The organism is Natrinema pellirubrum DSM 15624, assembly GCF_000230735.2.
In the GTDB taxonomy this organism is placed as follows: Archaea; Halobacteriota; Halobacteria; order Halobacteriales; family Natrialbaceae; genus Natrinema; species Natrinema pellirubrum.
This window is the reverse complement of record NC_019962.1, coordinates 1491701-1515835: the sequence shown is the minus strand read 5'-3', so window position 1 is coordinate 1515835 and position 24135 is coordinate 1491701. Positions and strand designations below refer to the sequence as shown.

General features: G+C 66.3%; 23 protein-coding genes and 1 tRNA gene. 10 read left to right on the top strand and 14 right to left on the bottom strand.

Annotation, left to right across the window (positions count from 1 at the left end; translation table 11 throughout):
* Nucleotides 1–114: 114 nt before the first annotated feature.
* Complete coding sequence (locus NATPE_RS07400; protein WP_006179358.1) at nt 115–444, top strand: hypothetical protein; 330 nt, start codon at nt 115–117, stop codon at nt 442–444.
* Here the strand turns inward: NATPE_RS07400 and NATPE_RS07395 are convergent.
* Both NATPE_RS07395 and NATPE_RS07390 read right to left on the bottom strand, forming a co-directional pair.
* On the bottom strand, nt 438–1211 hold the full coding sequence (locus tag NATPE_RS07395; protein WP_006179359.1) for an MOSC domain-containing protein: 774 nt from the start codon (nt 1209–1211) through the stop codon (nt 438–440). The genes NATPE_RS07400 and NATPE_RS07395 overlap by 7 nt on opposite strands.
* Before the next feature lie 104 nt (nt 1212–1315).
* Entirely contained in the window at nt 1316–1576 is a 261-nt protein-coding gene (locus NATPE_RS07390) for a HalOD1 output domain-containing protein (RefSeq protein WP_006179360.1), read from the bottom strand.
* 339 nt (nt 1577–1915) lie between these two features.
* Between NATPE_RS07390 and NATPE_RS07385 the strand changes: the two genes are divergently transcribed.
* Entirely contained in the window at nt 1916–3226 is a 1311-nt protein-coding gene (locus NATPE_RS07385) for an ABC transporter substrate-binding protein (RefSeq protein ID WP_006179361.1), read from the top strand.
* An 18-nt stretch (nt 3227–3244) separates the two neighbouring features.
* On the opposite strand, the gene NATPE_RS07380 is transcribed toward NATPE_RS07385, so the two are convergent.
* Entirely contained in the window at nt 3245–3547 is a 303-nt protein-coding gene (locus tag NATPE_RS07380; protein ID WP_006179362.1) for an amphi-Trp domain-containing protein, read from the bottom strand.
* Nucleotides 3548–3680: 133 nt separating this feature from the next.
* Here NATPE_RS07380 and NATPE_RS07375 point away from each other — a divergent pair, with 133 nt between their 5' ends.
* The 4 genes from NATPE_RS07375 to NATPE_RS07360 all read left to right on the top strand — a co-directional run bounded on the left by NATPE_RS07375 (nt 3681) and on the right by NATPE_RS07360 (nt 8595).
* Nucleotides 3681–3977 (top strand): ArsR/SmtB family transcription factor, encoded by a 297-nt coding sequence (locus tag NATPE_RS07375; RefSeq protein ID WP_006179363.1) that lies wholly within the window; start codon nt 3681–3683, stop codon nt 3975–3977.
* 131 nt (nt 3978–4108) lie between these two features.
* Nucleotides 4109–5212, top strand: coding sequence for a sodium:calcium antiporter (locus tag NATPE_RS07370; protein WP_006179364.1), 1104 nt, complete (start codon nt 4109–4111; stop codon nt 5210–5212).
* 85 nt (nt 5213–5297) lie between these two features.
* Nucleotides 5298–6374: a sodium:calcium antiporter gene (locus NATPE_RS07365; protein ID WP_006179365.1), complete on the top strand. Its 1077-nt coding sequence runs from the start codon at nt 5298–5300 to the stop codon at nt 6372–6374.
* 247 nt (nt 6375–6621) lie between these two features.
* Nucleotides 6622–8595 carry a PQQ-dependent sugar dehydrogenase gene (locus tag NATPE_RS07360; RefSeq protein WP_006179366.1) on the top strand — a complete coding sequence of 658 codons (1974 nt, stop codon included), beginning with the start codon at nt 6622–6624 and terminating at the stop codon, nt 8593–8595.
* Nucleotides 8596–8670: 75 nt separating this feature from the next.
* On the opposite strand, the gene NATPE_RS07355 is transcribed toward NATPE_RS07360, so the two are convergent.
* The 3 genes from NATPE_RS07355 to lrp form a co-directional block, all read right to left on the bottom strand.
* Nucleotides 8671–10581, bottom strand: coding sequence for a pyrroloquinoline quinone-dependent dehydrogenase (locus tag NATPE_RS07355; protein ID WP_006179367.1), 1911 nt, complete (start codon nt 10579–10581; stop codon nt 8671–8673).
* Nucleotides 10581–11516: a hypothetical protein gene (locus NATPE_RS07350; RefSeq protein WP_006179368.1), complete on the bottom strand. Its 936-nt coding sequence runs from the start codon at nt 11514–11516 to the stop codon at nt 10581–10583. Before NATPE_RS07350 ends, NATPE_RS07355 begins: the two co-directional genes overlap by 1 nt.
* A gap of 413 nt (nt 11517–11929) precedes the next feature.
* Nucleotides 11930–12394, bottom strand: coding sequence for an HTH-type transcriptional regulator Lrp (gene lrp / locus NATPE_RS07345; RefSeq protein WP_006179369.1), 465 nt, complete (start codon nt 12392–12394; stop codon nt 11930–11932).
* Between the two features lie 200 nt (nt 12395–12594).
* On the opposite strand from lrp, the gene NATPE_RS07340 reads away from it, so the two are divergent.
* Nucleotides 12595–12969, top strand: a complete 375-nt coding sequence (locus NATPE_RS07340) for a hypothetical protein (protein WP_006179370.1) — start codon at nt 12595–12597, stop codon at nt 12967–12969.
* 126 nt (nt 12970–13095) lie between these two features.
* On the top strand, nt 13096–13419 hold the full coding sequence (locus tag NATPE_RS07335) for a hypothetical protein (protein WP_006179371.1): 324 nt from the start codon (nt 13096–13098) through the stop codon (nt 13417–13419).
* 320 nt (nt 13420–13739) lie between these two features.
* On the opposite strand, the gene NATPE_RS07330 is transcribed toward NATPE_RS07335, so the two are convergent.
* Nucleotides 13740–13814 (bottom strand) — tRNA-Glu (locus NATPE_RS07330).
* A gap of 276 nt (nt 13815–14090) precedes the next feature.
* Between NATPE_RS07330 and NATPE_RS07325 the strand changes: the two genes are divergently transcribed.
* Nucleotides 14091–14828, top strand: coding sequence for a fumarylacetoacetate hydrolase family protein (locus NATPE_RS07325; RefSeq protein WP_006179372.1), 738 nt, complete (start codon nt 14091–14093; stop codon nt 14826–14828).
* Nucleotides 14829–14922: 94 nt separating this feature from the next.
* Nucleotides 14923–15621, top strand: a complete 699-nt coding sequence (locus NATPE_RS07320; RefSeq protein ID WP_006179373.1) for an MBL fold metallo-hydrolase — start codon at nt 14923–14925, stop codon at nt 15619–15621.
* Between the two features lie 18 nt (nt 15622–15639).
* On the opposite strand, the gene NATPE_RS07315 is transcribed toward NATPE_RS07320, so the two are convergent.
* The 7 genes from NATPE_RS07315 to NATPE_RS07285 all read right to left on the bottom strand — a co-directional run bounded on the left by NATPE_RS07315 (nt 15640) and on the right by NATPE_RS07285 (nt 24082).
* On the bottom strand, nt 15640–15945 hold the full coding sequence (locus tag NATPE_RS07315; RefSeq protein ID WP_006179374.1) for a hypothetical protein: 306 nt from the start codon (nt 15943–15945) through the stop codon (nt 15640–15642).
* A 114-nt stretch (nt 15946–16059) separates the two neighbouring features.
* Nucleotides 16060–17151, bottom strand: coding sequence for a DNA topoisomerase IV subunit A (locus NATPE_RS07310; protein ID WP_015298872.1), 1092 nt, complete (start codon nt 17149–17151; stop codon nt 16060–16062).
* On the bottom strand, nt 17148–19628 hold the full coding sequence (locus tag NATPE_RS07305; RefSeq protein WP_006179375.1) for a DNA topoisomerase VI subunit B: 2481 nt from the start codon (nt 19626–19628) through the stop codon (nt 17148–17150). The genes NATPE_RS07310 and NATPE_RS07305 overlap by 4 nt, the downstream gene beginning before the upstream one ends.
* Before the next feature lie 120 nt (nt 19629–19748).
* The gene (locus NATPE_RS07300) at nt 19749–20105 is read right to left on the bottom strand and encodes a DsrE family protein (protein WP_006179376.1); all 357 of its coding nucleotides are present in this window, start codon (nt 20103–20105) and stop codon (nt 19749–19751) included.
* 152 nt (nt 20106–20257) lie between these two features.
* Nucleotides 20258–21715 carry a dihydrolipoyl dehydrogenase gene (locus tag NATPE_RS07295; protein WP_006179377.1) on the bottom strand — a complete coding sequence of 486 codons (1458 nt, stop codon included), beginning with the start codon at nt 21713–21715 and terminating at the stop codon, nt 20258–20260.
* A 106-nt stretch (nt 21716–21821) separates the two neighbouring features.
* Nucleotides 21822–22826, bottom strand: coding sequence for a hypothetical protein (locus NATPE_RS07290; RefSeq protein WP_006179378.1), 1005 nt, complete (start codon nt 22824–22826; stop codon nt 21822–21824).
* Nucleotides 22823–24082: a hypothetical protein gene (locus tag NATPE_RS07285; protein ID WP_015298871.1), complete on the bottom strand. Its 1260-nt coding sequence runs from the start codon at nt 24080–24082 to the stop codon at nt 22823–22825. Before NATPE_RS07285 ends, NATPE_RS07290 begins: the two co-directional genes overlap by 4 nt.
* Nucleotides 24083–24135 lie beyond the last annotated feature (53 nt).

Genomic DNA, 24135 nt, shown 5'->3' with positions numbered 1-24135 from the left:
CTACTTTATCGCACTGGCCGTCCGGGGAATCGATCCGGCTCCCGGACCCGAATTCGGCCCGAGCATGGTTCTGCGCGCACAATCGTATAGCAAGTCCGCTCCGAACGGTCCCACATGGAGACGCGCTGGGCGACCGTCGACGGCGTCACCCTCGAGCTACCGGACGACAGTACCGTGAGCGAGCTTCGGGACGCCCTCTACAAACCCGACGACGCAGTCCTGATCGCAGTGACCGGCGACCTCGTCTCGGTAGTCCACGACGAGGACCGGCCGCTCTCGGAGCTGGTCGCCGGCTGTGCGGACACCTACTACTTCTATCGCCCCGGCGAGCCCGACCGCAACGAACTGCTGGCCGCGACTGAACTTGAGGCGGCCCTCGAGTCGGGAACCGGCGGTCGATCGGACGCCGAGACGACGTTCCAGCGGCCCGGCATCGATCACTGACGGCGGGTTTCGACCGGATCACCGACCGCCAGAGCGCGGCCGCGGTCGCGCTCGGGAACGCGCGTGATGATCATCAGCGTGTAGTAGTGATCGAACGCGTCCCGGTCGGCCCAGTCGGGGAACGTTTCCTCGCGCCGTTGGACGAACCGCCGTCGGAACTCGTCGGTCGGCTCGCCGGTGTCGGGATCACGCTGGGGGACGACACAGCGGCCACAGGGCGTGACTCCCTCGAAGCGGACGTCGCCGATCTCGAACGCCGGGGCGTCCTCGCCGACGAAGCGATCCTCCCAGAAGGGGCCGACGCCGCCGATCTCGACGTTGGCCCTGAGCCGCCACCGTGCGCCGTCGACGGTCATCCCGTCGAACCACGAGGCGACGGTCTCGAGCGTCGCCGTGCTGATGACCGATGGCCCCATCTCGCGGCGGTCGACGAACCCCAGCGATTCGTCGCGCTCGAGCGACAGCTCCGCGTCGAAGAAGTCACCGAACCAGTCCGCGGCGGCCTCGCGGTCCGTCTCGAGGTCGAACTGCCGGCGCTCGCCGTCCGGTGCCGTGACCGAAAGCATCGCCGTCGCCGGCTCGAAATCGGTCTCGAGGTCGTGGACCCGGTCGGTCCGCTTGCCGTTTATGACCTCACCGTCGGCGTCGAACAGGGCGAACTCCCTGTCGTGAGCGAGCGTGCCACCAGTGAGGACATCGGTCGCCTCGAGGTCGATGCCGTCCAGTCCCTTCACCGGATACACGGTGAGCCGGTCGAGTCGTGTCATTGCGGGGAGCTATCCGCCGACGATCCATTAGTCTTCGTTCGAACGGAACCGCGTCGCAATAGAGCGGCGATCCGATCGGGCGGTCGTCACGTCGAGAGCCGTGGTCAATCGATCGTCACGACGGGGTCACCGCGTTCGTCGAACTCGACACGGACCTCGTGGCCCGCGTACGTGAAGCCGACGTGACCGGCCCGGCGATTGCCCGATTCGGTGGTCGCGAAAAGCGCCGCGAGCGCGTCGGGGTCGACTGCGTCGAAAAGCGGCGGTAACGCCGTCGGGTCGGCTCCCTCGAGCGCCGCGATACCGGCGACGATCCGTTCGTGTACCGCATCAGCATCTGCCGCTATATGGTGGGTCTGATCCATTGCCGACTACGGCCACACCGCCACATTAATAGGTTTTGGAATACCGACGTGTTCTGGGCGGGGTCAGAATACCTGTTCAGCAGTAGTAGGCCGTTACGTCTCTGTACCCGATGGATCAGGTCCGGTACACTCGAGTATCGATATCGGTCGCTGTCTCTGCGCGCAGGGATCCGTCCGCTCGGCCGACACACTAACGCGTGAACCGATCGGTCGTCTCTCGGATGCCGACTCCAGCACCGGCTTTTTCGGTCGTCATCATCGAATTAACGCCGTTTCTCGAGGTCGTGACGACACCGCACTGACACCCGATTTAAGCCGGTCGGCGTGGAAGCCCGCCCGATGGACGTCCGGACGTTCCCGGTCCTGACCGACGAGGACGAGCCGGTAGTCGACCGGCTGTCCCTCGGGACGGGCGAACGGCAGGCACGGGTGCTGGCGTACCTGTTGTGTCGGCGGGCGGATCCGGACCTGTCGGACGCGGCGAGCCGGACGGCTACCCACATCGGGGCCGGACTGAGCAAGCACGCGACCACGGACGCGCTGACCGAACTGGCTGCCGCGGGGCTGATCGCCGAGACGACGGCGACGACCGGGTCCCCCGGCCGACCGCCGAAAGCGTGGCACGCGGTCGCCCCCAAGGCCGAGACGGTCCGGCGGGTCGACGCCCGCCACGCCGACCGCCTGCTCGAGCAGGGCGAGCGATACGCCGGCCTCGAACCAGCGGGGGCCGAATCCGCCGACGACGAACGGAACGGGGGCGATACCGACGGGCCGGCGTCCGAATCGGCCGAGCGATCGGACGCGGAGCGGGTCACCGTCGCGCTCAACTGGCGGCCGAACGGCCTGCACCTGCCGCTGCTGGCCGCGCGAGACACCGACGGCGGCGTGTCGCTCGCGTTCGAGTCCGCCGACGGCTCGCGGGCGGCCGCGCTGGCCGTCGCGTCCGGAGAGTGTGCCGTCGGCGTCGCCGGCGCGGCGACGGTTCTCCGGGCGCGCTCGCTCGGCCACCCCGTCGTTCCGATCGCGGTCTGTTTCCAGCGGTCACCGGTCGTCCTCTACACCACGCGGTCCGCGTTCGGCGAGCCCCTCGAGGCCGTCGGACAGCTCCGCGGGCGTCGGGTTGGGATGCCGAACGGGACCGAAACCGGCCTGTTAGGGCGGCTCCTCCTCGAGCAGGCCGGCATCCGGGACGCGGTCGAACTCGTCGCCGTCGACGGCGAGGAGGGGGCGGCGCTGCAGTCGGGCGCTGTCGACGCCGTGACTGGAATGGCACCCGATCCGGTCCGGCTCGAGGCGGCGGGCAGAACCGTCGACTCCCTCGCCGTGTCGGCGGCCTACCCGGCGTACGGACCGGCACTGATCGCGGCGGAAGGCCGGCTCCGTCGGGATCGGGACCGTTTCGCGGCGTTCCTCGAGACGGTACTGGCGGGCTGGGCGGACGCCGTGTGCGAGCCCGAGTCGGTCGCTCGGACGGCCGCGAGCGAGACCGACGAGTCGGCCCACCGCCTCGCGCGGACCTTCCAGCGGGCGACCGATCGCTTCGCCGATAGCGAGGGTGTTCGACGCAACGGCTGGGGCTGGCACTCGCCCGACGCGTGGCGAAACCTCCGGGACGCACTGGCACAGGGTGGCCTTCTTGAGGGCGAGTGATTCCGCGAGAACCGACCGCTACCGGACGGAGAGGTCCTCGCCGCCCGCTGGGGCAGTGAACTCGAGTTCGACCTCGAGTTCCCGGTCGTGCTGGTCGCCGAACTCGATCTCGACCTCGATCGGGTCGTCGTACTCGAAGGGGATCTCCCACTCCGAGGCGGAGATCGTAAACGAGGAGCCGGCCTCGAGTTGCTCGGCCAGTTCGTGGAGGAACGCCGCGGTCTCCTCGCTGGAGAGGTAGACCTCCTGTTCGAAGAAGCCGCTGGTGATCGTCCGCCGGTCGCCGGTCCGATCGTCGGGGAAGTCGACGCGGTCACTCATGGTTCTCGCTCCCACGCCGGCACCGATAAAACCGCAGTCAGGGAATTCGATACGTTCGAAGCGGCCGAACGCGCCGGGTATCTAGCCGAATCGAGGCAGCCCTTCTTGTGGTCGGCGAGTGAAAACTAGTGGCATGGATCTTCTCGAGGCGCTCGGTAACGGCACTCGCCTGGCGATCCTCAGGCAGCTCTCGCGGGAACCGATGTACGTCTCGGAACTCGCGGAGGCGACCGGTATGGACGGCACGACCGCCGTCCATCACCTCTCGACGCTGGAGGAGGCCGGACTGGTGACCCACTACAGACGCGGCAACAGGAAGTACTACGAACTCGTCCAACGGGTCGAGTTACGGATCGCGCCGCCACCCGAGCGGACCTTCGTCCTGCAAGCCGACGAGGCCGACGAACACGACACCGCGGCGGACGACTGACCCGCTCCGCCCGGGTCTCCCGTCGGACGCGAGCGTCACGGACCACCGACCACGATGCGTGTATAGATTTCCAACGGACGTTCCTCCCCGGACTGTTAGCTATATGTGACCATGCACCGTGGATCGATGGTATGATCGAGGCGGCCCTCGAGGGCGTGGTCGACTCCCAGGGAACGTGGTTCGCGTACCTCGTTCTCATCGTCGGGGCGATCGCCCTGACCTACAGCGTCGAGAAACTCATCAGCTACCTCACGCGGGCGGCGATGGGGCTTGGCGTCTCGATCTTCGCGCTGGCGATCGTCTTCACCGGCATCGAGTTCGACGACACGGTCGTCGCGCTGGTGTTCGGGGCCGGCGACTTAGAGGGAGTGGCGCTTGGCACCGCGCTCGGAACCGCGCTGGCGATCACCGGTATCACGCTGGCCGCCGCGGCGATCTACAAGCCGTTTCCCGTCGAGGTCCCACGGGACTACCTGCTGTTGTTCGCGATTGCGCCGCTCTTGCTGGTCCCGTTCGTCGCCGTCGATCGGCTCGGGTTCGTCCACGGGCTCGTCCTCGTCGCGGTCTTCGTCGGTCTCTTCGGGTATATCGTCGCCCGAGAACTCCAGCGCGACGTGCCGGTGTTCAGGGACTCCGAGATCGCCGAGCGACTCGAGGCCGACGGCGGCGTCCCGCTCGACGACCTCGCCATCGGAGATGTCGACAGCCGAACGGTCTTGGAGGAGATCCCCGAGGATCGGTACGTCGCCGAGCGACGCTACGAGGGGCTGTTCTGGCTCGGGCTCGCGGTCGTCTCGCTGGTCGGCGTGATCGCCGGCGCGATGCTGCTCGAGGCCGGCTCCGAGGCGATCGTCGAGTCGTGGGGGATCGAGGAGACCGTCTTCGGGGCGACGGTGTTGACGCTCGTGTTGACGGTCGAGAACCTGCTGTTGACGATCGAGCCGGTCCGGCGTGGCATCCCGGAGATCGGGATCGGCCACGTCATCGGCAGCGTCGTCTTCTCGGTGACGGCCAACGTCGGCGTCATCACGTTCGTCGCCGACGTGACGATCCCGCGAGCGGTCCTTTACTTTCATCTGCCCGCCGTCGTCGTCCTCACCGCCGTCGCCGCCGTCTTCGTCTCGAGCGGACGGCTCCGACGGCGACACGGGCTCGTCTTGCTGGGCCTCTACGCCGCCTACTGGCTCGTCTCGCTGCTGGTCTTCGGCGGCGTACCGATCCCAGAGGCGCTCTGATCGGGGCGACGCACCGGCCGGACGGGTCGCGCGCGTACGATCCGACGGTCGAAACTAAGTGTCACAACGGTGTAGGTCGGCCGCGATGGTCGTCCCCAGTTCGCCGGTCGCGCTCGTGGCCCTCTTTCTGGTCGGCGTCGTCCTCGTGATCTGGTGTGTCGAGGTCTTCATCGAGGCCGTCGCCAGAAGCGCCGTCTCGCTGGGGCTCTCCGGCTTTTTCCTCGCGGTCGTGTTGGCCGGCATCGACCTCGAGAACGCCGTCCTCGGCGTGACCGCGGCGTTCGTCGCCCTCCCCGACCTCGCGCTCGGGACCGTGTTCGGGGAGTCGCTGTTCGTCCTCGCCGTCGCGGTCGGCCTCGCCGGCCTCCTCGTACCCTTTCGAACGGCCGTCCCCCGGGCGTATCTGCTCATGCTCGTGCTGGTGCCGCTTCCCGCGTTCGCGCTGTCGCTCGACGGCCGGCTCACCCCCCTCGAGGGCGCGGGGCTGCTCGTGTTGTTCGTCCCGTTGCTCGGCTACATCTTCCGGCGCGAGCGCCGGACCGAGACGACGTTTCTGCTCTCGGCGGAGGTCCAGGATGCCGTCCCGCTCGAGGGCGGCGCGGAACCGAGACCGGAAACGCCCGATGGCGGAGATCTGACGGCCTCCGAATCCGACGGGCAGACGGCGGACGACGGCTGGGATCTCGACCTCGACGAGTTCGTCCCCGCCTTCGAGGACCGGAGCGGGCTCTTCAACCTTGGCGTCGCCGCTCTCGCGGTCGCGGGGATGACGATCGGCTCCGGGATCACGGTCGTCAGCGCCGAGGCGATCTTCGTCGCGCTCGGTATCTCGGGATTGGCCTTCGGGGCGACGGTGTTGAGCTTCATCGCCTCGCTCGAGGAACTCGCGCTCACCGTCGAACCTGTCCGGCGCAACCGGCCGGAACTGGCGGTCGGCAACGTGATCGGCAGCACGGTCTTCTACGTCACCGCCAACGTCGGCATCGTCGCCGCGGTGCATCCGATCGAAACCGGCGGGGACGTGCTGACGATCCACTGGCCGTTTCTGGGCGTCTGTCTGCTCGTCGCGACCGCCATGCTCGCCCGCGGACGCGTCGGCCGCGTCGGCGGCCTCCTGCTGTGTGGACTCTACGCCGCGTACTGGGTCGCGAACTACCTCTGACGGGACCCGCCGTCGGACGGCCGGAGGACCGCGATTCTCAGTGTGAGAGGAGACGGTAACGATTCACGTCTCGAGGCGGCCGGATCGAAAGGAGCAATTAGGCAACGGCAAGCCGGTGTTGGAACCGCTCGCGCCGCCCAAGTCGATCTTGAGCGGGGAACGATCGGACCGGTTTATTGCGCACTACCGAGACCCCGTATCCAGTACGCGGGCGGGAACGGATCGCTACCCGGCGTACTGGTTTACTATGACACGGAACGACGATCACGCGTTCTCGAGGCGGTGGCTCCTTCGATCATCGGCGGCACTTTCCATAGCCGGCGTCGCGTCAACGGCGCTGGCACAGGAGGCGCTCCCGAGCGAAATCGAACTCGGCGGCCGAGTCAGTAGCTGGGTCGGGCAAGCGCCCGACGCCATCGCCGACGAGCGGAACCCGACCCTCCGGCTCGAGGCGGGCCAGGAGTACACCCTCACGTGGGAGAACCTAGACGGCGCGGCCCACAACTTCGTCATCGTCGACGGGAACGACGAGCGACTCCTCGAGACGGATCTCGTGGCCAGTTCGGGCGAGACCCAGACCGTCGAGTTCACCGCCGAGGAGGGAATGGTCGGGTACTTCTGTGGCCCGCATCGCTCCTCGATGAACGGCGAGATCGAACTCGTTGGGGGCGATGGCGGCGACGGGGCGACGACCGACGACGGGCCGCTGATCGGCGAGGGACCGACGGTCGGCCTCGAGCCCGTCGCCGACGGGTTCGCCAACCCGGTCACGCTCGAGACGGCCGACGAGGACGCCGACCGCCGGTTCATCGTCGATCAGACCGGTACGATCTCCGTCCACGGCGAGGACGGCCTCGAATCGGAGCCGTTCCTCGACGTCTCGGACCGACTGGTCGACCTCCGGGAGGGATTCGACGAGCGTGGCCTGCTCGGACTGGCCTTCCATCCCGACTTCGCGGAGAACGGCCGCTTTTTCGTCCGCTACAGCGCACCGCCCCGCGAGGACACCCCCGAAGGGTACGATCACACGTTCGTCCTCTCGGAATTCCAGACGGCGGACGACGACCACGCGAGCGCCGATCCCGACTCCGAACGGACGATCCTCGAGATTCCGGAGCCGCAGTTCAACCACAACGCGGGCCCGATCGCGTTCGGCCCGGACGGCTTCCTCTACGTCGCCACCGGCGACGGCGGGGGAGCCAACGATTCGGGCGAGGGACACGTCGAGGACTGGTACGACGAGAACGAGGGCGGCAACGGACAGGACACGGAGGAGAACCTGTTGGGCGGAATTCTTCGGCTCGATGTGGACGGCGGGACGTCGGAGACGTCCCGAGACGGAGGCGGCGACGCCGCCGACGAAGGCGAGGAGCGCGACGAGCGCGCCTACGGCATCCCCGACGACAACCCGCTGGTCGATATGGAGGGCCACCGCGACGAGTACTACGCATGGGGGCTGCGCAACCCGTGGGGGATGACACTCACCAGCGAGGGGACGATCCTCGCTGCCGACGTCGGTCAGGAGTTGTTCGAGGAGGTCGACCACGTCGAACGCGGCGGCAACTACGGCTGGAACGTCAGGGAAGGGACCCACTGTTTCAGCACCGAATCGCCGACGGAGCCGCCCGAGGAGTGTCCCCGGGAGACCCCCGAGTCGGTCCGCGGGGGCGAGCCACTGCTCGATCCGGTCCTCGAGTACCCCCACGAGGCCGACGGCGAACCGGTCGGCGTCTCCGTGATCGGGGGCTACCTCTACGAGGGCGAGGAGGTCGACCCCCTCGCCGGCACCTACGTCTTCGGCGACTGGAGCCGGAACGGCCAGAGCCCCGGCCGACTGTTCGTCGCCCGCCCACCGACCGCGTGGCTCGAGGAGAACGCGACAGTCGAGACGGAGGAGGACGACGACAACCCCTTCATCGATCCGCCGGGCGAGGGCGACGGCGATGGCGAGGGTGACGGCGGGGAAACCGAAAGCGAGGACGGACTCTGGCCGATCGAGGAACTCGAGGTCGAGACCGCAAGCGAGGACGATGACGACGACAGGACCGAGGACGATGACGGCGAGCCGGTCGCTGTCGACGGGGACATAAACCGCCTCGTCTACGGCTTCGGCCGCGACGACGCCGGCGAACTCTACGTCCTGACGTCGGCGACGCCATCCATCGAAGAGGACGACGGCGCGGTCTACCGGATCGTTCCCCAACAGCGATCCGAACACTGACCGCGTCGGACGGGACACTTGGCGTCGGCGCGGTCGCTTGCGATTCCGTCCGCGCAAAAAAGACCGGCCGGCCGCTCAGATCTCGAGCGAGAAGACGGCCAGCGTAGTCCCGAGTTCGACGTCGGTGTGGTGGCCGCCGCCGGCGGGCATCGCGATGTACTGTTTCTCCTCGTGGGGGTCGACCCAGGAGATCGGCGCGCCGTCGACGCCGTGGTCGCCGACCTCGAACTCGGCGAGGCGATCGCCCGACTCGACGTCGTAGGCGGCCATCACGCCGTTGGGCGTGCCCGCGAATGCCAGCCCGGTCGGCGTGGTGAACGACCCGCCACGGGGATGATAGTTGGACCAGTCGTACCACTCCTGCCACTTCACGTCGCCGGTGTAGGGGTCAATGCCAGCGATGACGCCGATCGCACCGTTCCACACCGGCGGATAGGCGGGTCGGCCCGACGCGTCACCGTCGCCGTCAGTGGCTTCGTCGTCCGCGGTTTCGGCGTCGTCGCCGTTCCCCTCGTCGACCTCCGCCTCGAGGTGTGGGTCTTCGCCCTCGGCGACCTCCTCGGCATCGAGGGTCGGCTCGTCGGGCTCCTCGATGTCTTCGGGCGGTTCGCCGCCGACGATATCCATCCCCATGTACCGCTCGCCGGCCTCGTACTCCTCTTCGTACCACGACAGCGCCATCGGCTCGTTGGCCCCCTTGACGACCATCGTCCGGGTGTTGGGATCGAAGGAACTCGGCTGGGGGTTGGTGCCGCCGGTGAGATGGGGCATCATCCACTCGGCGCTGTCGATGTCGTCGTACGGCGGCAGGGAGAAGGTGTTGACGTGCTGGACGTACTCCTCGCTGCGCTGGTGGAGCTGTCCGGTTGCCATATCGACCGTGTAGACCCAGCCGGTCTTGCCCGGCCACGCCGCGAATCGCGTCGTCTCTCCGTCCGATTCCTCGCGGAAGACGATCGGCGGGCTCGGCGAGTCGTAGTCCCACCAGTCGTGGGGCGAGTCCTGGTAGTGCCACTGGTACTCGCCGGACTCGATGTCGATACCGACCTTCCCGCAGGTAAAGGGGTTGTAGCCCGGTCGAACCGTGCCGTACCACGGCCCGGGATTGGCCGACGGCACGATCACCGTCCCCGACTCCGGTTCGATGGCCGCCGAGGCCCAGGCGGTCCCCCCGCCGTGACGCCACGACTCGCCGACCCACTCCTCCGACGGCGTCATGTTGAACCGCCACTGCGGGTTCCCCTCGAGATCGATCGCGTCGAAGAAGCCGCTGACGCCGAACTCGCCGCCGAAACTCCCTTTCAGCAGGGTGCCGTCGTAGATCAGCGGCGGGAACGAGGAGGTCGACCCCCGCTCGCGCTCCCACTGCAGTTCCTCGTGGATGAGGTCGTCGGCGACCTCGCCGCGATAGGCGGCCGCCCCGTTGTAGTACCACTCCGTCTCGCCGGTGTAGCGATCGACCGCCAGCACGCCCAGATCGAGCGTACTCTTGTAGACGGTATCGCCGTAGACTGCCGGGCCACGCTCGGCCGGCGGCGCGTCCTCCGAGTAGCCCACGGCCGGCTCGTAGTAGTGTTCCCACAGCTTCTCGCCGGTCCGGGCGTTGAGCGCGTAGAGCTGGTCGGCCCCGACCGTCGTGTACATGATCGGCGGATCGCCGTCGACGACCAGCGGCGACCCCTGGAACTCGTGGCTCGGGTTCGGCTCGAGCGCCTGCGGCGGCGCGAGATCGATGCGCCACTCGAGTTCGAGCTGGTCGACGTTGTCCGGCGTGATGTGTTCCGCCGGAGTGTGGCGTTGGTTCTCGTAGGCCCCGCCGAACAGCAGCCAGTTCGTCTCGTCGTCCGCGGTCCGACTGAGGTCTTCTTGGGTGATCTCGCGCTCGGGAATGGTATCGATATCCCCCTGTGCGACGTGTGACTCGCCCGGTTTCTCGTCCCACGGTGCGTCCGACGGCAGGTCCATGTGTTCGGTCTCGAACGGCATCAGTAACTCACCTCGCGGGGCGCTCGCATGTGATCGTCAATGTGAACCACGTCGTTACGGAGGAACTCCTGGCCGATGATCGTGATCGCAGCACTGCCCGTGATCAGTGCCGAGAGCTGTTCGTCGGCGATCTCACCGCCAGCGAGATCGCGGGCGGCCGACCCCAACAGGTAGTAGCCACCGAGCATCGACTTGATGTCCCAGAGCCCGCGGTCGATCATCTCGTCGGTCACCAGTACCTCGTTCTGCCAGAGGAAGTGATCCAGGCCGTCGATCCACAGCAGGGCACCCTCCGCGGCCCGCCGATGCAGCGGCGCGACGAACTCGTGGACGACCCCGTCCTCGACGGCTTCGGCCGGCGGATAATCCGGCGTCTTCATCCACCACGAGAGCTGCTCGCGCGAATTGACGATGTTCGTCACCAGCGCCGTCCGCTCGCTCTCGGCGAACCCGACTTCCGCGAGGGTCGCCGGCAACTCCTCGATGTGGAGCAGCTGTCGGGTCGTCTCCTCGATGTGATCGGGGGTAAACGCCGGCAGATTCTCCTCCGCGCTCGCGAAGAACCCGACCTCAGCGAGGTGGTCGTTGATCGTCCATGCCGGCGTCGTCAGCTCCTGATAGGCCGACGCCCCCTGCTCGGGTACCCCCATCGACGCCAGTTGGGGCAACAACTCGAAACTCTCCTCGAGTCCAGTCAGTTCCTCGGCCAACAGCGCGCCGTCCAGCGTGCCGGTCAACCCGGCCCGTACCGCCTCGCCCATCTCGGCGAGCCCGCCCGCAGCGCCGCTTGCGACCTCCCCGCGGAGATCACGGAGCGTCGCACCGGCGACACCGCCGCCGGCGACGACGCCCAGCGCCTTCAGGAACTCGCGACGGTCCTCGTCGCTTACCTCCCCGTAACTGTATCGCTCTTCAGGTGCAGTTCCATATGCCATGATGCCTGTTAACGGACATCACATCACCCATTAGATGCGTTCATAGTTGCATCGTTTGCAACATATTTATTCCGGCGGCCCCGTGGGATGCATTTACGGACCGAACACCCAGCATATGATGGGGTCGACAACCACTGATTAGAACATCGCTCCGAAACGCAATCACCGGTTTCAATGTCCGTTGTGGAAGTAATCCCTCTCCAGAACCGGGGACGAGTGATGAATCACGCTTCGTCGATGAGGGCCCGATTCGGCACGGCCCCACGTTTCCACCGAACACGATCGACGGCGAGGACCAGTCCACGTCGCCGGTCTCACGGGGCGGCGTGAGCCAGCCGTGGCAACTCCCCGGTGGGACCGCGGGCCGAAGCCGCCGCTGATCGATGCAATCGGTCCCGGCCGCCGGTCGACCGTTAGCTGTCCCCGTCGGTCTCGAGTTCGAACTGCTCGTTCTCGCTGACGGCGTTGAGGACGATACTGGTACTCGACTGGTTGATGTCGGGATCGGTGATCAACTGCTTGATCTGATCGTTCATGTCGTCGGTGTCTTTGAACTTCCCGATGGCGATCACGTCGTAGTCACCCGTGACCTCGTAGACCGAGATCATCTGTCGGTGGTCTTTCAGCGTCTCCGTGATCTCGGGCAGGGCGTTCCCTTCGGCCTTGAGTTGCATCACGGCGGTCACGTCGTAGCCGACCGCGTCGTAGTCGATCTTCGGCGTATACCCCTCGATCACGCCCTCGTCCTCGAGGTCGGAGAGGTGGTTCGAAACGGTCGTCACGGAGACATCGAGTTCCTCCGCGAGGCTGCGGAGACTCGAGCGGCCGTCGTCGAGCAGTTCGTTTACTAGATCGGAATCCAGATTCTCGTACGTCATTGATTGATCTAAACGGCTTCTTATATTAGGAGTTTACGGATATCAACTTCTATCTCGGGCTTGGGTCGGACTGTTTCGGCACTGACGGTTTCGGCTCACCCCCTGTCCACCTACGGGTCGAAAACGCGACCGTTCCGACGACTCCCGCGGCGCTTCGACGGACAGGAACGCTCTAGTGGCGTCGCTCCTAACGGGTTGGTATGACAGCGCCAGCCAAACCGGTTGTCGGCCGCCTCGAGACGGTCGCAGTCAGCGGCACCGACACGACCGAAACGGTCATCGCGAAGGCCGACACCGGGGCGGACCGGACGACGATCGACGAAACCCTCCTCGAGCGGATCGGTAGTACCGGCGCGATCGACGACGTCACCGTCAGGTCCGGCGGCAGCGCCGAGAGTCGCGACATCGTCGCGATCAGCGTCGACGTCCGGAGCGTCGACCGGGGGCCTCGAGTCGTGTTGGCCGACGTGGACGACCGCCAGCCGTACACGGGCGAAGTCCTGCTCGGGAGCGATCTACTGGACGGGTTCTACGTCGACTGCGAACTACAAAACACCACCGTGAACGCCGATTAGCGGGGGGTTCGACGAGTCACCACACGAGCGGGTACTCCGATCGTCCCGCCGTGGTCCGCGACGGCGTATATGACTCGCGAACGATTTCACGGGCGCGGTTACAGTGGCCGAGACGAACTGCTTTCTATGAGCCTCGTCCTCCTGGGTGCGGTCCTCTCGCTTTGTCTGCTCCCATCGCTTTGCTTTCTCGGTCTCTGGCACGGACTCGGCCGACTGCAACGCAGTTCGCTGATCGAACGCGTCACCGACCGTGCAGGGAACGCCGATACGGATCCGGTGGTTACGTGGGGCGATGTTCTCGATGCGTACTCCGACCCCCGGAAACGGCTCTTTGCGGCCACCTCGGGATCGCGACCGTCGACGACTCGTGACGACCAGTGTGCCGTCTGTGCCGCGGAGAACGACCCCGTCGCATCGTACTGTCACAACTGCTTCCGGAAACTCGAGTGAGACGGATTTCCGCTCACGTATCTGGCCGGAAGGACGTGAACCGTAGCCGGGGCTCGAGGATTACTGATGGAAAATGTTCTGTCTGGGATTTGAACCACGCCCAGACGTACTCACTACGCTGTGTGCGACTGGTCTGATTCAAATCAAGGGTCACATTTTCGGCTCACGGATTTGTTCGCCGAAAAGTACTCCGTCTGGGATTTGAACCACGCGAAGACGTTCCTGCTCACTCACTTCGTTCGCTCGCGGATTGCGACTTCTCTACTTCAAATCCCAGAGCGTGCGCTTCCTCCTTCACTCACTTCGTTCGTTCAGAAGAGTGCTCCGTCTGGGATTTGAACCCAGGTCATCGGCTCGAAAGGCCGAAATGATTGGCCGGACTACACCAACGGAGCGTTCACTGCGTTCGCGCACCGAGCCTCGACGGACTGCGTCCGTCTCACCAACGGGAGCGCGTCTCGCAACTCATTGTTGCCGAGGCCTAATGAAAAACGTTCCGTTCCGGGCCGGCAGTGCCACGATATCACGCACGCTGACCCGTCAGGCCGTTAACAGCAGCCCGCTCGAGCGACCCGTTTCACCCGCAGGCGGTCGCTGCCGAATCCGCGAACCATCCTTCGAACTGACCGGCTTCTCAACGCTTTTGATCCCCGGTGTCCATTCCACCGAGCATGAAATACGCCCGCTTTCGCGACCCGGCCGGTGCGGTCCGCCGTGGCGAGTACGAGAACGGCGCTGTCCACTTCGGAACGGAAAGCTACGACCTCGAGAGCGACGAGATCGACGTGTTGCCGCCGACGGAGCCGTCGAAGATCGTCTGTATCGGGCGGAATTACGCCGACCACGCGGCGGAACTCGACTCCGAAGTGCCGGATCGGCCCTTGCTCTTCCTGAAGCCGCCGAACGCGCTGGCGGCCCACGGCGATACCGTCACCCTGCCCGCGGGCAAGGAACGGATCGACCACGAGGCCGAACTCGGCGTCGTCATCGGCGAACAGTGCCGCCACGTCGCCGAAGCCGACGCGATGGACGTCGTGGAGGGCTTTACCTGCGTCAACGACCTCTCGAACCGCGACGATCAACGACAGGAACAGAACTGGGTCCGCGGGAAGGCCTTCGACGGCGCGGCTCCGATCGGACCGGTGCTGGCGACCCCCGACGAAGTCCCGGCGGACGCGTCCGTACAAACCCGCGTCAACGGCGAACTAAAGCAGGACGGCTCCCGCGAGCAACTCATCTTCCCGATCCCGGAACTGATCGCCGAGATCACGACGTATCTCACCTTGGAGCCCGGCGACGTGATCGCGACGGGCACACCCGAGGGCGTCGGCCCGCTCTCGGACGGCGATACAGTCGAGATCGAGGTCGAGGGCGTCGGTACCCTCGAGCATTCGGTCCGGATCCCCTGAACCGGCCCGCAGGAGGCGGCACTCGATCGACGAACGCAGCCGCTCACCGCCCTCGAGAGAAGCCTTTTCGGATCTCTTGCGCGTGTCTCCGGGCATGACCGTCCGATTCGACGCGGTGACCGTCGACTGGCTCGGCCACGCTACCGTCCGTCTCGAGGGACAGACGGGTGCGGTCGTCTACACCGATCCCGGCCCGGAACGGGTACTGGAGGGGCTCGATCCACGGGACGGCGACCTGATCCTCGTCTCCCACGGCCACCACTACGATCCCGACGCGATCCGGCGGGTCGCCCGCGACGACGCGCTGGTCGTCGTTCACGAGTCAGTCGACGCGAGCGAGATCGGCGGCGGCGTCGAGCGGCCGGAATCCCTGCCGTTCGACGTCGAACGCGTCCGTACGGACGAGTCGTTCGTCCTCGGCCCGCTGGATCTGTTCACGACGCCGGCGTACAACGACCCCGCTGGGCCACGTGCCGACGCCGACGGGACCGTTCCACATCCCGAGGGACGGGGCTGTGGTTTCGGTGTGACGATCGACGGAATCACGGCGTTCTGGCCCGGCGGCACCGACGCCCTCCCGCGCCACGAGTCGCTCGCGATCGACCTCCTGCTCCCGCCGATCGGCGGGTCGGCCACGATGGACCGCCACGAGGCCGCGTCGCTGGCGGGCGAAATCCGCCCTGATCTGGTCCTGCCGGTTCACTACGACACGAACGGGGCGCTCGCGGCCGACGCCGAGGCGTTCGTCGTCGACGTGGCGACCCGCGGCGTGCCGGTCGTCCTCGACGAGTAGGCACGCCGGCGGCCATGCTTACACGCCCACCCGAGACCAGGCAAAGAGCGCGACTGCGGCCAGGGCCAGCACACCGAGTGCGAGCCACTGCCCGACTCCGGAGTCGGCGATCGGGGCGAAGAAGTCGACGAGCCCGGACCCCTGCAAGAGACCGAGCCCGAGGAGGACCATGGCACCGATGGCGATCAGCCCGACCGTGATCCCCTCTTTCATCATCCACGCGGTCTCGTCGGCCTCCTGTGCGCCCGAGGTCGTCGGCTCATCTATTGCGCCCTCGTCGGGGTCGCTGTGCAACGGCCGTTGGTCGTCTTTGTCGTCCGCCATGTCACCGTTCTAGACGGTGAGTGGCCACGCAGACGGGAACCGGTTGCACCTGCAGTCACAGGGCACGCGACGAGCGTTGGTTCTGTCGGCGTCGAAGGCCCTCGAGGCGCAGGCCTAGAGGACGCCCATCTCGCCGAGTCGTTCGGGCAGATAGGTGTCCGTCACGAAGTCCAACCCGCGAGCGGCCAGCGACTGCTGTTCGGATTTCTTCCCGAGATCGAGCTGGAGTTCGATCTGTTCCTCCCAGTAGTCGGTCTGGAACCGCGGATCCTCGAGTTCGCTCTCGAGGGCGTTGATGTCGGAATCGGAGAGCGGGTCGGAGGGCAGATCGTACTCGACGATGTCGGCGGGCTGGATGCCGATGAAGTCCGCCTCGGGGGTCGCGAGATACTCCGAGAGGTGGGCGGACTTGATCGAGCCGTAGGCCACCGAGCCGTAGATGCGGTACGACCACGGGTCGCCGTCCGTAAACACGGTGACCGGCAGGTCGAGTTCGTCGTGGAGCCGCTTGGTGATCCGGCGGGTCGCGCGGGCGGGCTGGCCCTTCAGGTGGACGATCAGGGCGTTGAACTCCTCGTCGAAGCCGTTCTCGACGAGCCGATCGCGCATCCCACCGGTCTCGACCGCGAGGATGAAGTCGGCGTCGGAGCCCAGAAACTCGATCGTGTCCGGGTTGTTCGGGATCTGGTAGCCGCCCTCGCCGACGTCTTCCTGACAGTGGATCTCGCGTTCGCCGCGGCGGGTCTGCTCGCGCAGGTGCAGCGGGCCCATGATCGTCGCGCCCGACTCCTCGGGCCGCATGTGGAAGTCCTCGCGGGTAACCCCCGAGACGATCTCGAGGTCCTCGACGAGGTTGTTCGACTCGTCCTGGCTCGAGAACTGGGCCTCTTCGTTGTCCCAGCTCTCCGAGAGGTAGTAGAGTTCACGCAGGGTCGAGGAGCGGTCCTCCTCGAGCTGGTCGGCGAGGAACTCGATCGTGTAGACCGCTTTCAGGAGCTTCCGCGCCCCCTGGACCGAGTTGGCCGACCGGGTCGACTCGCGGTCGCCGTAGACCCAGACGTCTTTGTCCTCGTCGTACTCGATGTTGTTCTTCGTCCGCGTCGGCACGGACATGTGGGGGATCTCGCCCAGTTCGAACTGGTCGTAAAACTGCGCGGCGAGATCGATCAACTGCTCTCTGGCTTCCTGGGTATCGTCTGCGCTCATTGGTTTACGGTCAGTTTCTCGCTTTCGACGCCTTTGACGTCCAGATCGAAGGTCGCATCGTCCGGTACCTCGTACTCGAGGGCCGCCTCGTCGTCACTTTTGACCTCGGGTTCCCACTTGACGAACCACTCGCCGTCCATCTCGACGACGGTCGCGCCGTCCGAGAGGGCGGTGGGTTCCGCCGAGACGATATCGGTGATCTCGAGGGACTCGTTCGTTCCCGAGTTGTTCTCGACGACGACCGAGACGGCCCGTCCGTCGCCGTTTGCCTCGACGTTGCGCTCGACGAGGACGTTGTTCATGATGCGAGCGATCGCGTCGTCGATGTCGGGTTCGTCGCGGTCGGTGACCTCGGCGACTTTCTCGGCCATCTCCGGGAGGATCTTCCCGAGGACGTTCTGTTTCTTCCGGCGCTGTTGCATCGAGCGCCGTTTGTTGAGGTAGCTCTTGAGATCGCGGGCCGCCTCGCGGATCGCGAGTTCGATCTCGTCTTCGATCTCGGGGACGTTCGCGACCGCGTCCTTCGACTCGCTGGTGAAGGGGACGTTCGTCGAGGCGACGTGGACCATGATCACGACCGGGCCGTTGGGCAGCCCGGAGCCGCCGGGCTGATCTAACCCGTAGTTGCGCCAGCCGATCGACTTCACTACGTCCGTCGTGGCACAGGCCCCGCGCTGGTAGACCAGCGGCACCCGGTTGGCAAAGCGCATGACCTCGCCGGTGCCCTCCGCGGGGAGGTCGCCGCCGTAGGCGATCCCGGCCTCGACGATGAACGGATCGCCGCCGGAAACGCCCGCGTCGCGGGTCGCCGAAGCGTAGAAGTCCGCATCGAACTCCTTCTCGAGGCCCGCGGTGATGAGGTCCTCGGAGATCGGCGAGAGACACCGCGTCGGCGGCGCCATGATGTCGGTCGCACGCATCGCGTCGACGAGGTCGCTGGTGGCGTCGCGGTCGCCGTTCAGTTCCCGTACCAGCGGTGGGTCGTCGGGCACGGTGGCCATCACGTCCCAGATAGCATTCGTAACGTTCTCGCGGGCCGTCTCGCCGAAGGAAACGTCGTCGTACTCCTCGGTGAGGTCGGCCGCGCGGTCGACGAACGCCCGGAGCCGCGTCCGCGTGAGCCGGTGGCGGACGTTCCCCTCGTCGTCGCCGGCCGCGAGTTCGTCCCCGAACGCGGCCCCGAGCCGGTCGGCGAAGGCGTGGATGGTCTCGTCGTCCTTGCGGGTACTCGTTGCCTCGTCCGCGAGGTCGTAGAGGTCGGCAACCAGTCGCGACTCGTCGTCAGCACCACCGTCGGCTCCGTCGTCCACCGACTCGGTTTCGACGGCGTCGATCAGCTCGAGCCAGACGGCTTCGACGGCGTTTTCCCGGACGGTATCGCCGAACGTCGTTCCGTGGTCGTCTTCGACGGCTTCGGCGGCGGACTCGACCGTCTCGAGCAGTTCGTGATAGGCGATGCGGTCGTAGTCGTCGACCCCGTCGGCGATGGACTGGGCGAACGCAGCCGTCGCCTCGGCACCTTTGTTCGCGGTCGCGTCTTCGACTGCGGCGTGGAGGTCGACGTTCTCGTGACTCGCGGGCGGTCGCCAGCGCATCTCGCGGCCGTAGTGACGATCGCGGAACTCGTCGATGATCGAGTCGGCAGTCTTCTTGCCGACGCGGGTGAACTCCTCCTGAACGAACCCGGAGACGGTCTGGGAGTCCGTCGCCGTCAGCATCTTCATCACCGTCCCGAGTTCGACGCCGTGGGGATGGGGACGGATCTCCTCGGTCTCCTCGGGGAGCTGATCGGTCGCGCGCTCGAACTTGAAGTGTTCCTGGGGCTCGCGCAGCTCGAGGCGGGCATGGGGGTTGACGACCGCCGTGTGCTTGATGTAGTCGTGGAGCTGCTGGCGGGCCCGCATGTTGGCCTCCATCTCGAGTTCGATGCGCGTGCCGTGGGGCCGGTCCCAGGTGGTCTTTTCCTCGACGCTGATCTCGGGCTCGTTGCTGTCGGTATCGATGATGAGTTCGAAGTATTCGGCCTCCTCGGAACCCTGCGTGCGGCTGGTGATCTTCGCGGGCTTGCCGCTGGTCAGTTGTGAGTAGAGGACGGCCGCGGAGATCCCGATCCCCTGCTGGCCGCGGGATTGTTCGCGTGCGTGAAAGCGAGAGCCGTAGAGCAGTTTCCCGAAGACTTTCGGGAGCGATTCCTTGGTCAGCCCCGGCCCGTTGTCCTCGACGATCAGGCGGTAGTAGTCGCCGGCCTCCTCGATCTCGACGTAGATATCCGGGAGAATTCCCGACTCCTCGGCGGCGTCTAAGGCGTTGTCGACGGCCTCTTTGACGGCCGTGACGAGGCCTCGAGCGCCGCTGTCGAAGCCGAGCATGTGCTTGTTCTTCTCGAAGAACTCGGCGATGGAGATCGACTGCTGGCTCTCGGCCAGCTCCTCGGCGATCCCCGGCTCGTCACCGAGTGTCGACTGGAACGACGTCATCGTCTCCCTGTACTAACGGGGAGGCTAAAAGGTGTGTGCTACCGGAGTGAAAGTGAATCCGCAGCGGCCTTTTCGTTTCGTCGGTGCCACGGACCGGTCCGAGAAGTGTCCTCGTCCCGCTTAGAAGGTGATAATCTCGTAGTCGTCGTCGACCAGCGAGCGGATGCTTGGGTGTCCCTCGTTGTCGTCTACCGTGACGACGCCGGCGTCGTTGACGGCGTCTTCGACGCCGAACGCGCCCGCACAGTAGTCACAGGCCGCCGCCTCGTCGCTGACCGATCGGTAGAGGTCGTGGTAGTCGTGGTCCTCGTCTTCCAGTTCAGGAATCCACTGCGTGCCGGCCCCGTCGAAGATGAGTTCCAGATCGTCCTCGAGGTTCTCGGCGAACTCCCGGGCCGCCTCGAGGCCGTTGACGAGCCGCCCGAGGTCGCTGTGGGATTCGGTCCCTGCCAGAATTACGATTGCTGCGTTCGTCATTACGGCGGGTCGTAGGCGATTGGCAGGTAAAAGAAGCGGGCGGTCGTGTGCCGCGGACGAAGATCCGTCGACGACGGCGAGTGTTCGTCGATCCGAGGCGTTGGATATCGAGGACGGAACGCGACGACCGGTATCGCCTCGCCGGAATTGAGTCAGTGATCGTGACTGTGATCGTGACTGTGGTCGTGTCCGCCCCGCGTGAACTGCCCGGAAAAGGCCCGCTGGACGACCTCCGAGAGCGCGGGGTGGATGTGGACCGACTGGCGGATATCCTGGACCGTCCCGGAGCCGGCCGTCATCGCGACGACGACTTCCTGGATCAAGTTCGAGGCCTCCGGCCCGACGATGTGACAACCGAGGATCTCGCCCTCGAGGTCGATGATCGGCTTGACGAACCCCTCGGCTTTCATCGCCGACCCGCGGGCGGTCTCCTCGTAGCGGTAGGTGCGCGTGGCGTATTCCCGGTCCGACTCCCGCAACTCCTGCTCGGTCAGTCCGACGCCGGCGACTTCCGGCGAGCCGAAGACGGCGAAGGGCATCGCCGAGTAGTCGACCGGATCGAGGGCCTCGCCGAACAGGTTCCGCGCGACGGCGCGGGCCTCGTGGTTTGCGTTGTGTTTCAGCAGGTATTCGCCGACGATATCGCCCAGCGCCCAGACGCCGTCGGCGGTCGTCCGCAGGTACTCGTCGGTTTCGACGAAGCCGGCGGCGTCGGTCTCGATCCCGGCGGCCTCGACGTTCAGCGCGTCCGTGTTGGGGACGCGGCCGGCGGCGACGAGTAGTTCGTCGCCGGTGACCGAGACCGTCTCGCCGGGACCCGCCGTCTCCGCGTCCGCGGCGCCGTCCGACTCGGAGAACGGCCGTGCCTCGACCGTGATCGACTCCCCCGACTGCATTGCTGCGGTGGCCTCGTAGCCCGTGTAGACATCGAACCGGTCGGCGTAGCGGTCGGTGAACTCGGCGGCGACCGCCGCGTCGGCGTCGGGAAGCAAGTACGGCCGCCGGCCGACGATCGACACGTCGCTGCCGAAGGTACCGAAGAAGTGGCCCAGTTCCGCGGCGATGTAGCCGCCACCGACGATCACGAGGTGATCCGGCGGAGACTCGAGTTGGAGCGCCTCGCGACTGGTGAGGTAGTCGACGGAGTCGATCCCGTCGATCGGCGGAACCGCCGGGCGGGTCCCGGCCGCCACGAGGACGGTGTCGGCGGTGAGTCGCTCGCCGTCGTAGTCGCCGCCGGCGAGTTCGATCGTCCGCTCGTCGACGAACCTGGCCTCGGCCTGGTACAGGTCGTGGCGGTCCGACGAGGAGAGGCCACGCTCGAGCGAGTCGGAACTACCGTGGACGTCCTCGGTGACTTCGCGGACGATCTCGGCGACGTCGACGTCCTCGACGGTCGCGTCGATGTGGAACGCGTCGGCCCGCTCGATCGTCTCCAGTACGTCGGCGTGATACAGCAACTGCTTCGAGGGGATACAGCCGCGGTTCAAACAGGTCCCGCCGAGCCGTCCCTTCTCGACGATCGCGACCGACTGGCCCTGATTCACCGCCGCGTTCGCCACGTCCAGTCCCGATCCCGAACCGATGACCAGAAAGTCGTACTCTTCCATACGTGGGGGACGGCCGCCAACGCAATGAATATCGGGCCACGTTTCCCCGTATCTCGGCCGGAATCCCTCCGGTGATGTCGGAAAACTACTGCGGGGTGCCTCCGCGCTATTCCTCGACCGGCGGCCACTCCCAGGCGTCCGCCTCGACCACACCGAGGAGTCGCCGTCGCCGGTCGGTCTGGTCGGCCAGTGCCTCGGCGAACGCCTCGTCGGAGACGGTCGAGATGTCGTCCTCGCGCAAGCGCTCGAGGTCCGGGGCCCGCGGGACCGATGGCGCGGGGTCGATGAACGAGTCGTCTAACGTCTCGAGGTAACTCTGTGCGCTCGAGCGGCCGTTCTCGACGATGGCGGGGTCGAGCCCCTGTCCCTCGGGCATCGCGTACCGGGACAGCATGAGCGCCTCGTCGAGGATCGGGACGGCGACGGCCGAGGCTCGGGAGGCCGGCTCGCTGTGGTAGTAGTGCAGGATCGGGTAGGACTTGTGCTGTTCGGCGAGGGTACTCAGGTCCGCCGCGAGCGACTCGACGGTCAACTCGAGCCCGCGGAAGTCCTCGCCGTTCCAGCCGGTTCGGAGGAACGCCTCGCTGCGGTTGCCCAACCCCGTCACGGTGCTGGCGAAGGAGCGTTTGTCGGCGACGGCACCGAGGACGGTCAGGACGTAGGAGACGCCGAGCGTGACGAAGGCCATTCCGGAGGCCGTCGTGAACGCGCTGGCGACCTCCCAGATGTTGCCGCCGTAAACGGGGGTGTAGTCGCCGTTCCCGTCCGTGAACATCGTGTAGGCGACGTAGTAGAACCGCCCCCACCAATCGGCGGGACCGCCGGTCCGGCTGTTGACGACGGCGAGGGGCTCGCTCGCGAAGATAATCGTCCAGCCGACCCAGATGAGACCGATCCACGTCGCGAGCGTGAGCATCAGAATGAGGGGACCGGCAAGGCTGAGCGCGCGGTTGCGGTCCCCCGTCGCGGCGCGGAGTCCTTTCCAGACGCCGGTCGTGAGCCGGCCCGACACGGGGCCGGAACCGCCGTCGACCCACAGCGTCGTCCAGACGATGTCGACGATGCCGGTGACGAGGATGACGATCCCGACGGCGAGATAGACCGGATTCATTCGACGACCGCCCGCTGCTCGAGGGTCTCGGCCAGCACCTGCGCGATCTCCGCGTTGGTCTCGGGGCTGTAGTGGCCGCCCTCCCCGCGCTCGACGTACAGCGACTCGACGTCGCCGTCGGCCGGCGAGAGGTGGGTGGCCATGTCGATCGTCGTCAGGTCCGCGTACCGCTCGTCGAGTCGCTCGAGCAGGTCGCCGTAGATCGGGCCGTGTTCGGCCTCGTAGGTGGCGTACCGGAGCTGCTGGACCATCACGAACGTCGGCTCGAAGTCCTGCTCGTCGGCGTAGTCGACGAACTCCTCGATGAGCGCGTCGAAGAGGGCCTCGTGGGTGTCGAACAGTCGCTCGTGGTACCGCACGCGGGGCCGCTCCAGTCGCAGTGCCGACTGCGTCTGGGCCAGGTCGAAGTCGATTCCCGGGATCGATCGGCCGAGCCGCCGCTCGAGGTCCTTCCCGGCCGTATAGGCCGCGTAGCGGACGTGTTCGTTTTTCTCGAGGAAGTCCGCCGTGTACGGTCGCGTCGCGAAATGCGGCTGGAACCAGTGGTCGTAGTGGAAGTCGTACTCCCGGAGGAAGTCGGCCTTGGACTCGAGATCGAGTAACTCCTCTTTCTCGTCGACGGGGCTTTCGATCCGCTCCAACTCGCCGTCTTCTAACACGTACCGGGGCTTGACCGCTAAGATATTGCCGAACTCCTGATAGTGTTTCCAGACCGAGAGGATGCGGGCGATCGAGGAGGCGGTGACGACCATGCAGACGTGATCGGTCGGGTCCTCAGGGTACTGCCGTTTGAGCCGCATCAGGGCCTGATCGAGGCCGTAGTTGCCGCCGCCGTAGTTGGCGACGTGGGTGTGGAGTTCCTGGGCGAGGTAGTGCTGAAAGGTCTCGTCGTCGTCGACCTCCCGGCAGAAACAGTAGGAGTCGCCGTAGGTCGAGACCGTCAGCTCGGCGTCGGAATCGCGCTCTTTGGCGGGACAGACCCGGCTCGCGTACTCGTCGGTCGAGTACGTGACGACGCTGCGGACCTCCTCGCCGGGGAGGTGGTCACCGGTGTCTTTCTGTTTCTCGCGGTCGGGCTGTGGACACCAGCCCAGTTCGGGGTCGAAGCTGCTGAACTTCCCCAGTAACTCCCGGTCGATCTCGGGGAACTCCTCGGTGGCGACCGAGGGGACCCGCTCGAGCGCTCGGTATGACACGACCTCGAGAACGACCGCGACGCCGACCACCGCGAGGGCGATCGCGACGAACGGAAGCATGGACGTATCGTACCGGAACGGGCGGTAAGTGGGTTGGGCCGGACAATGCCGCT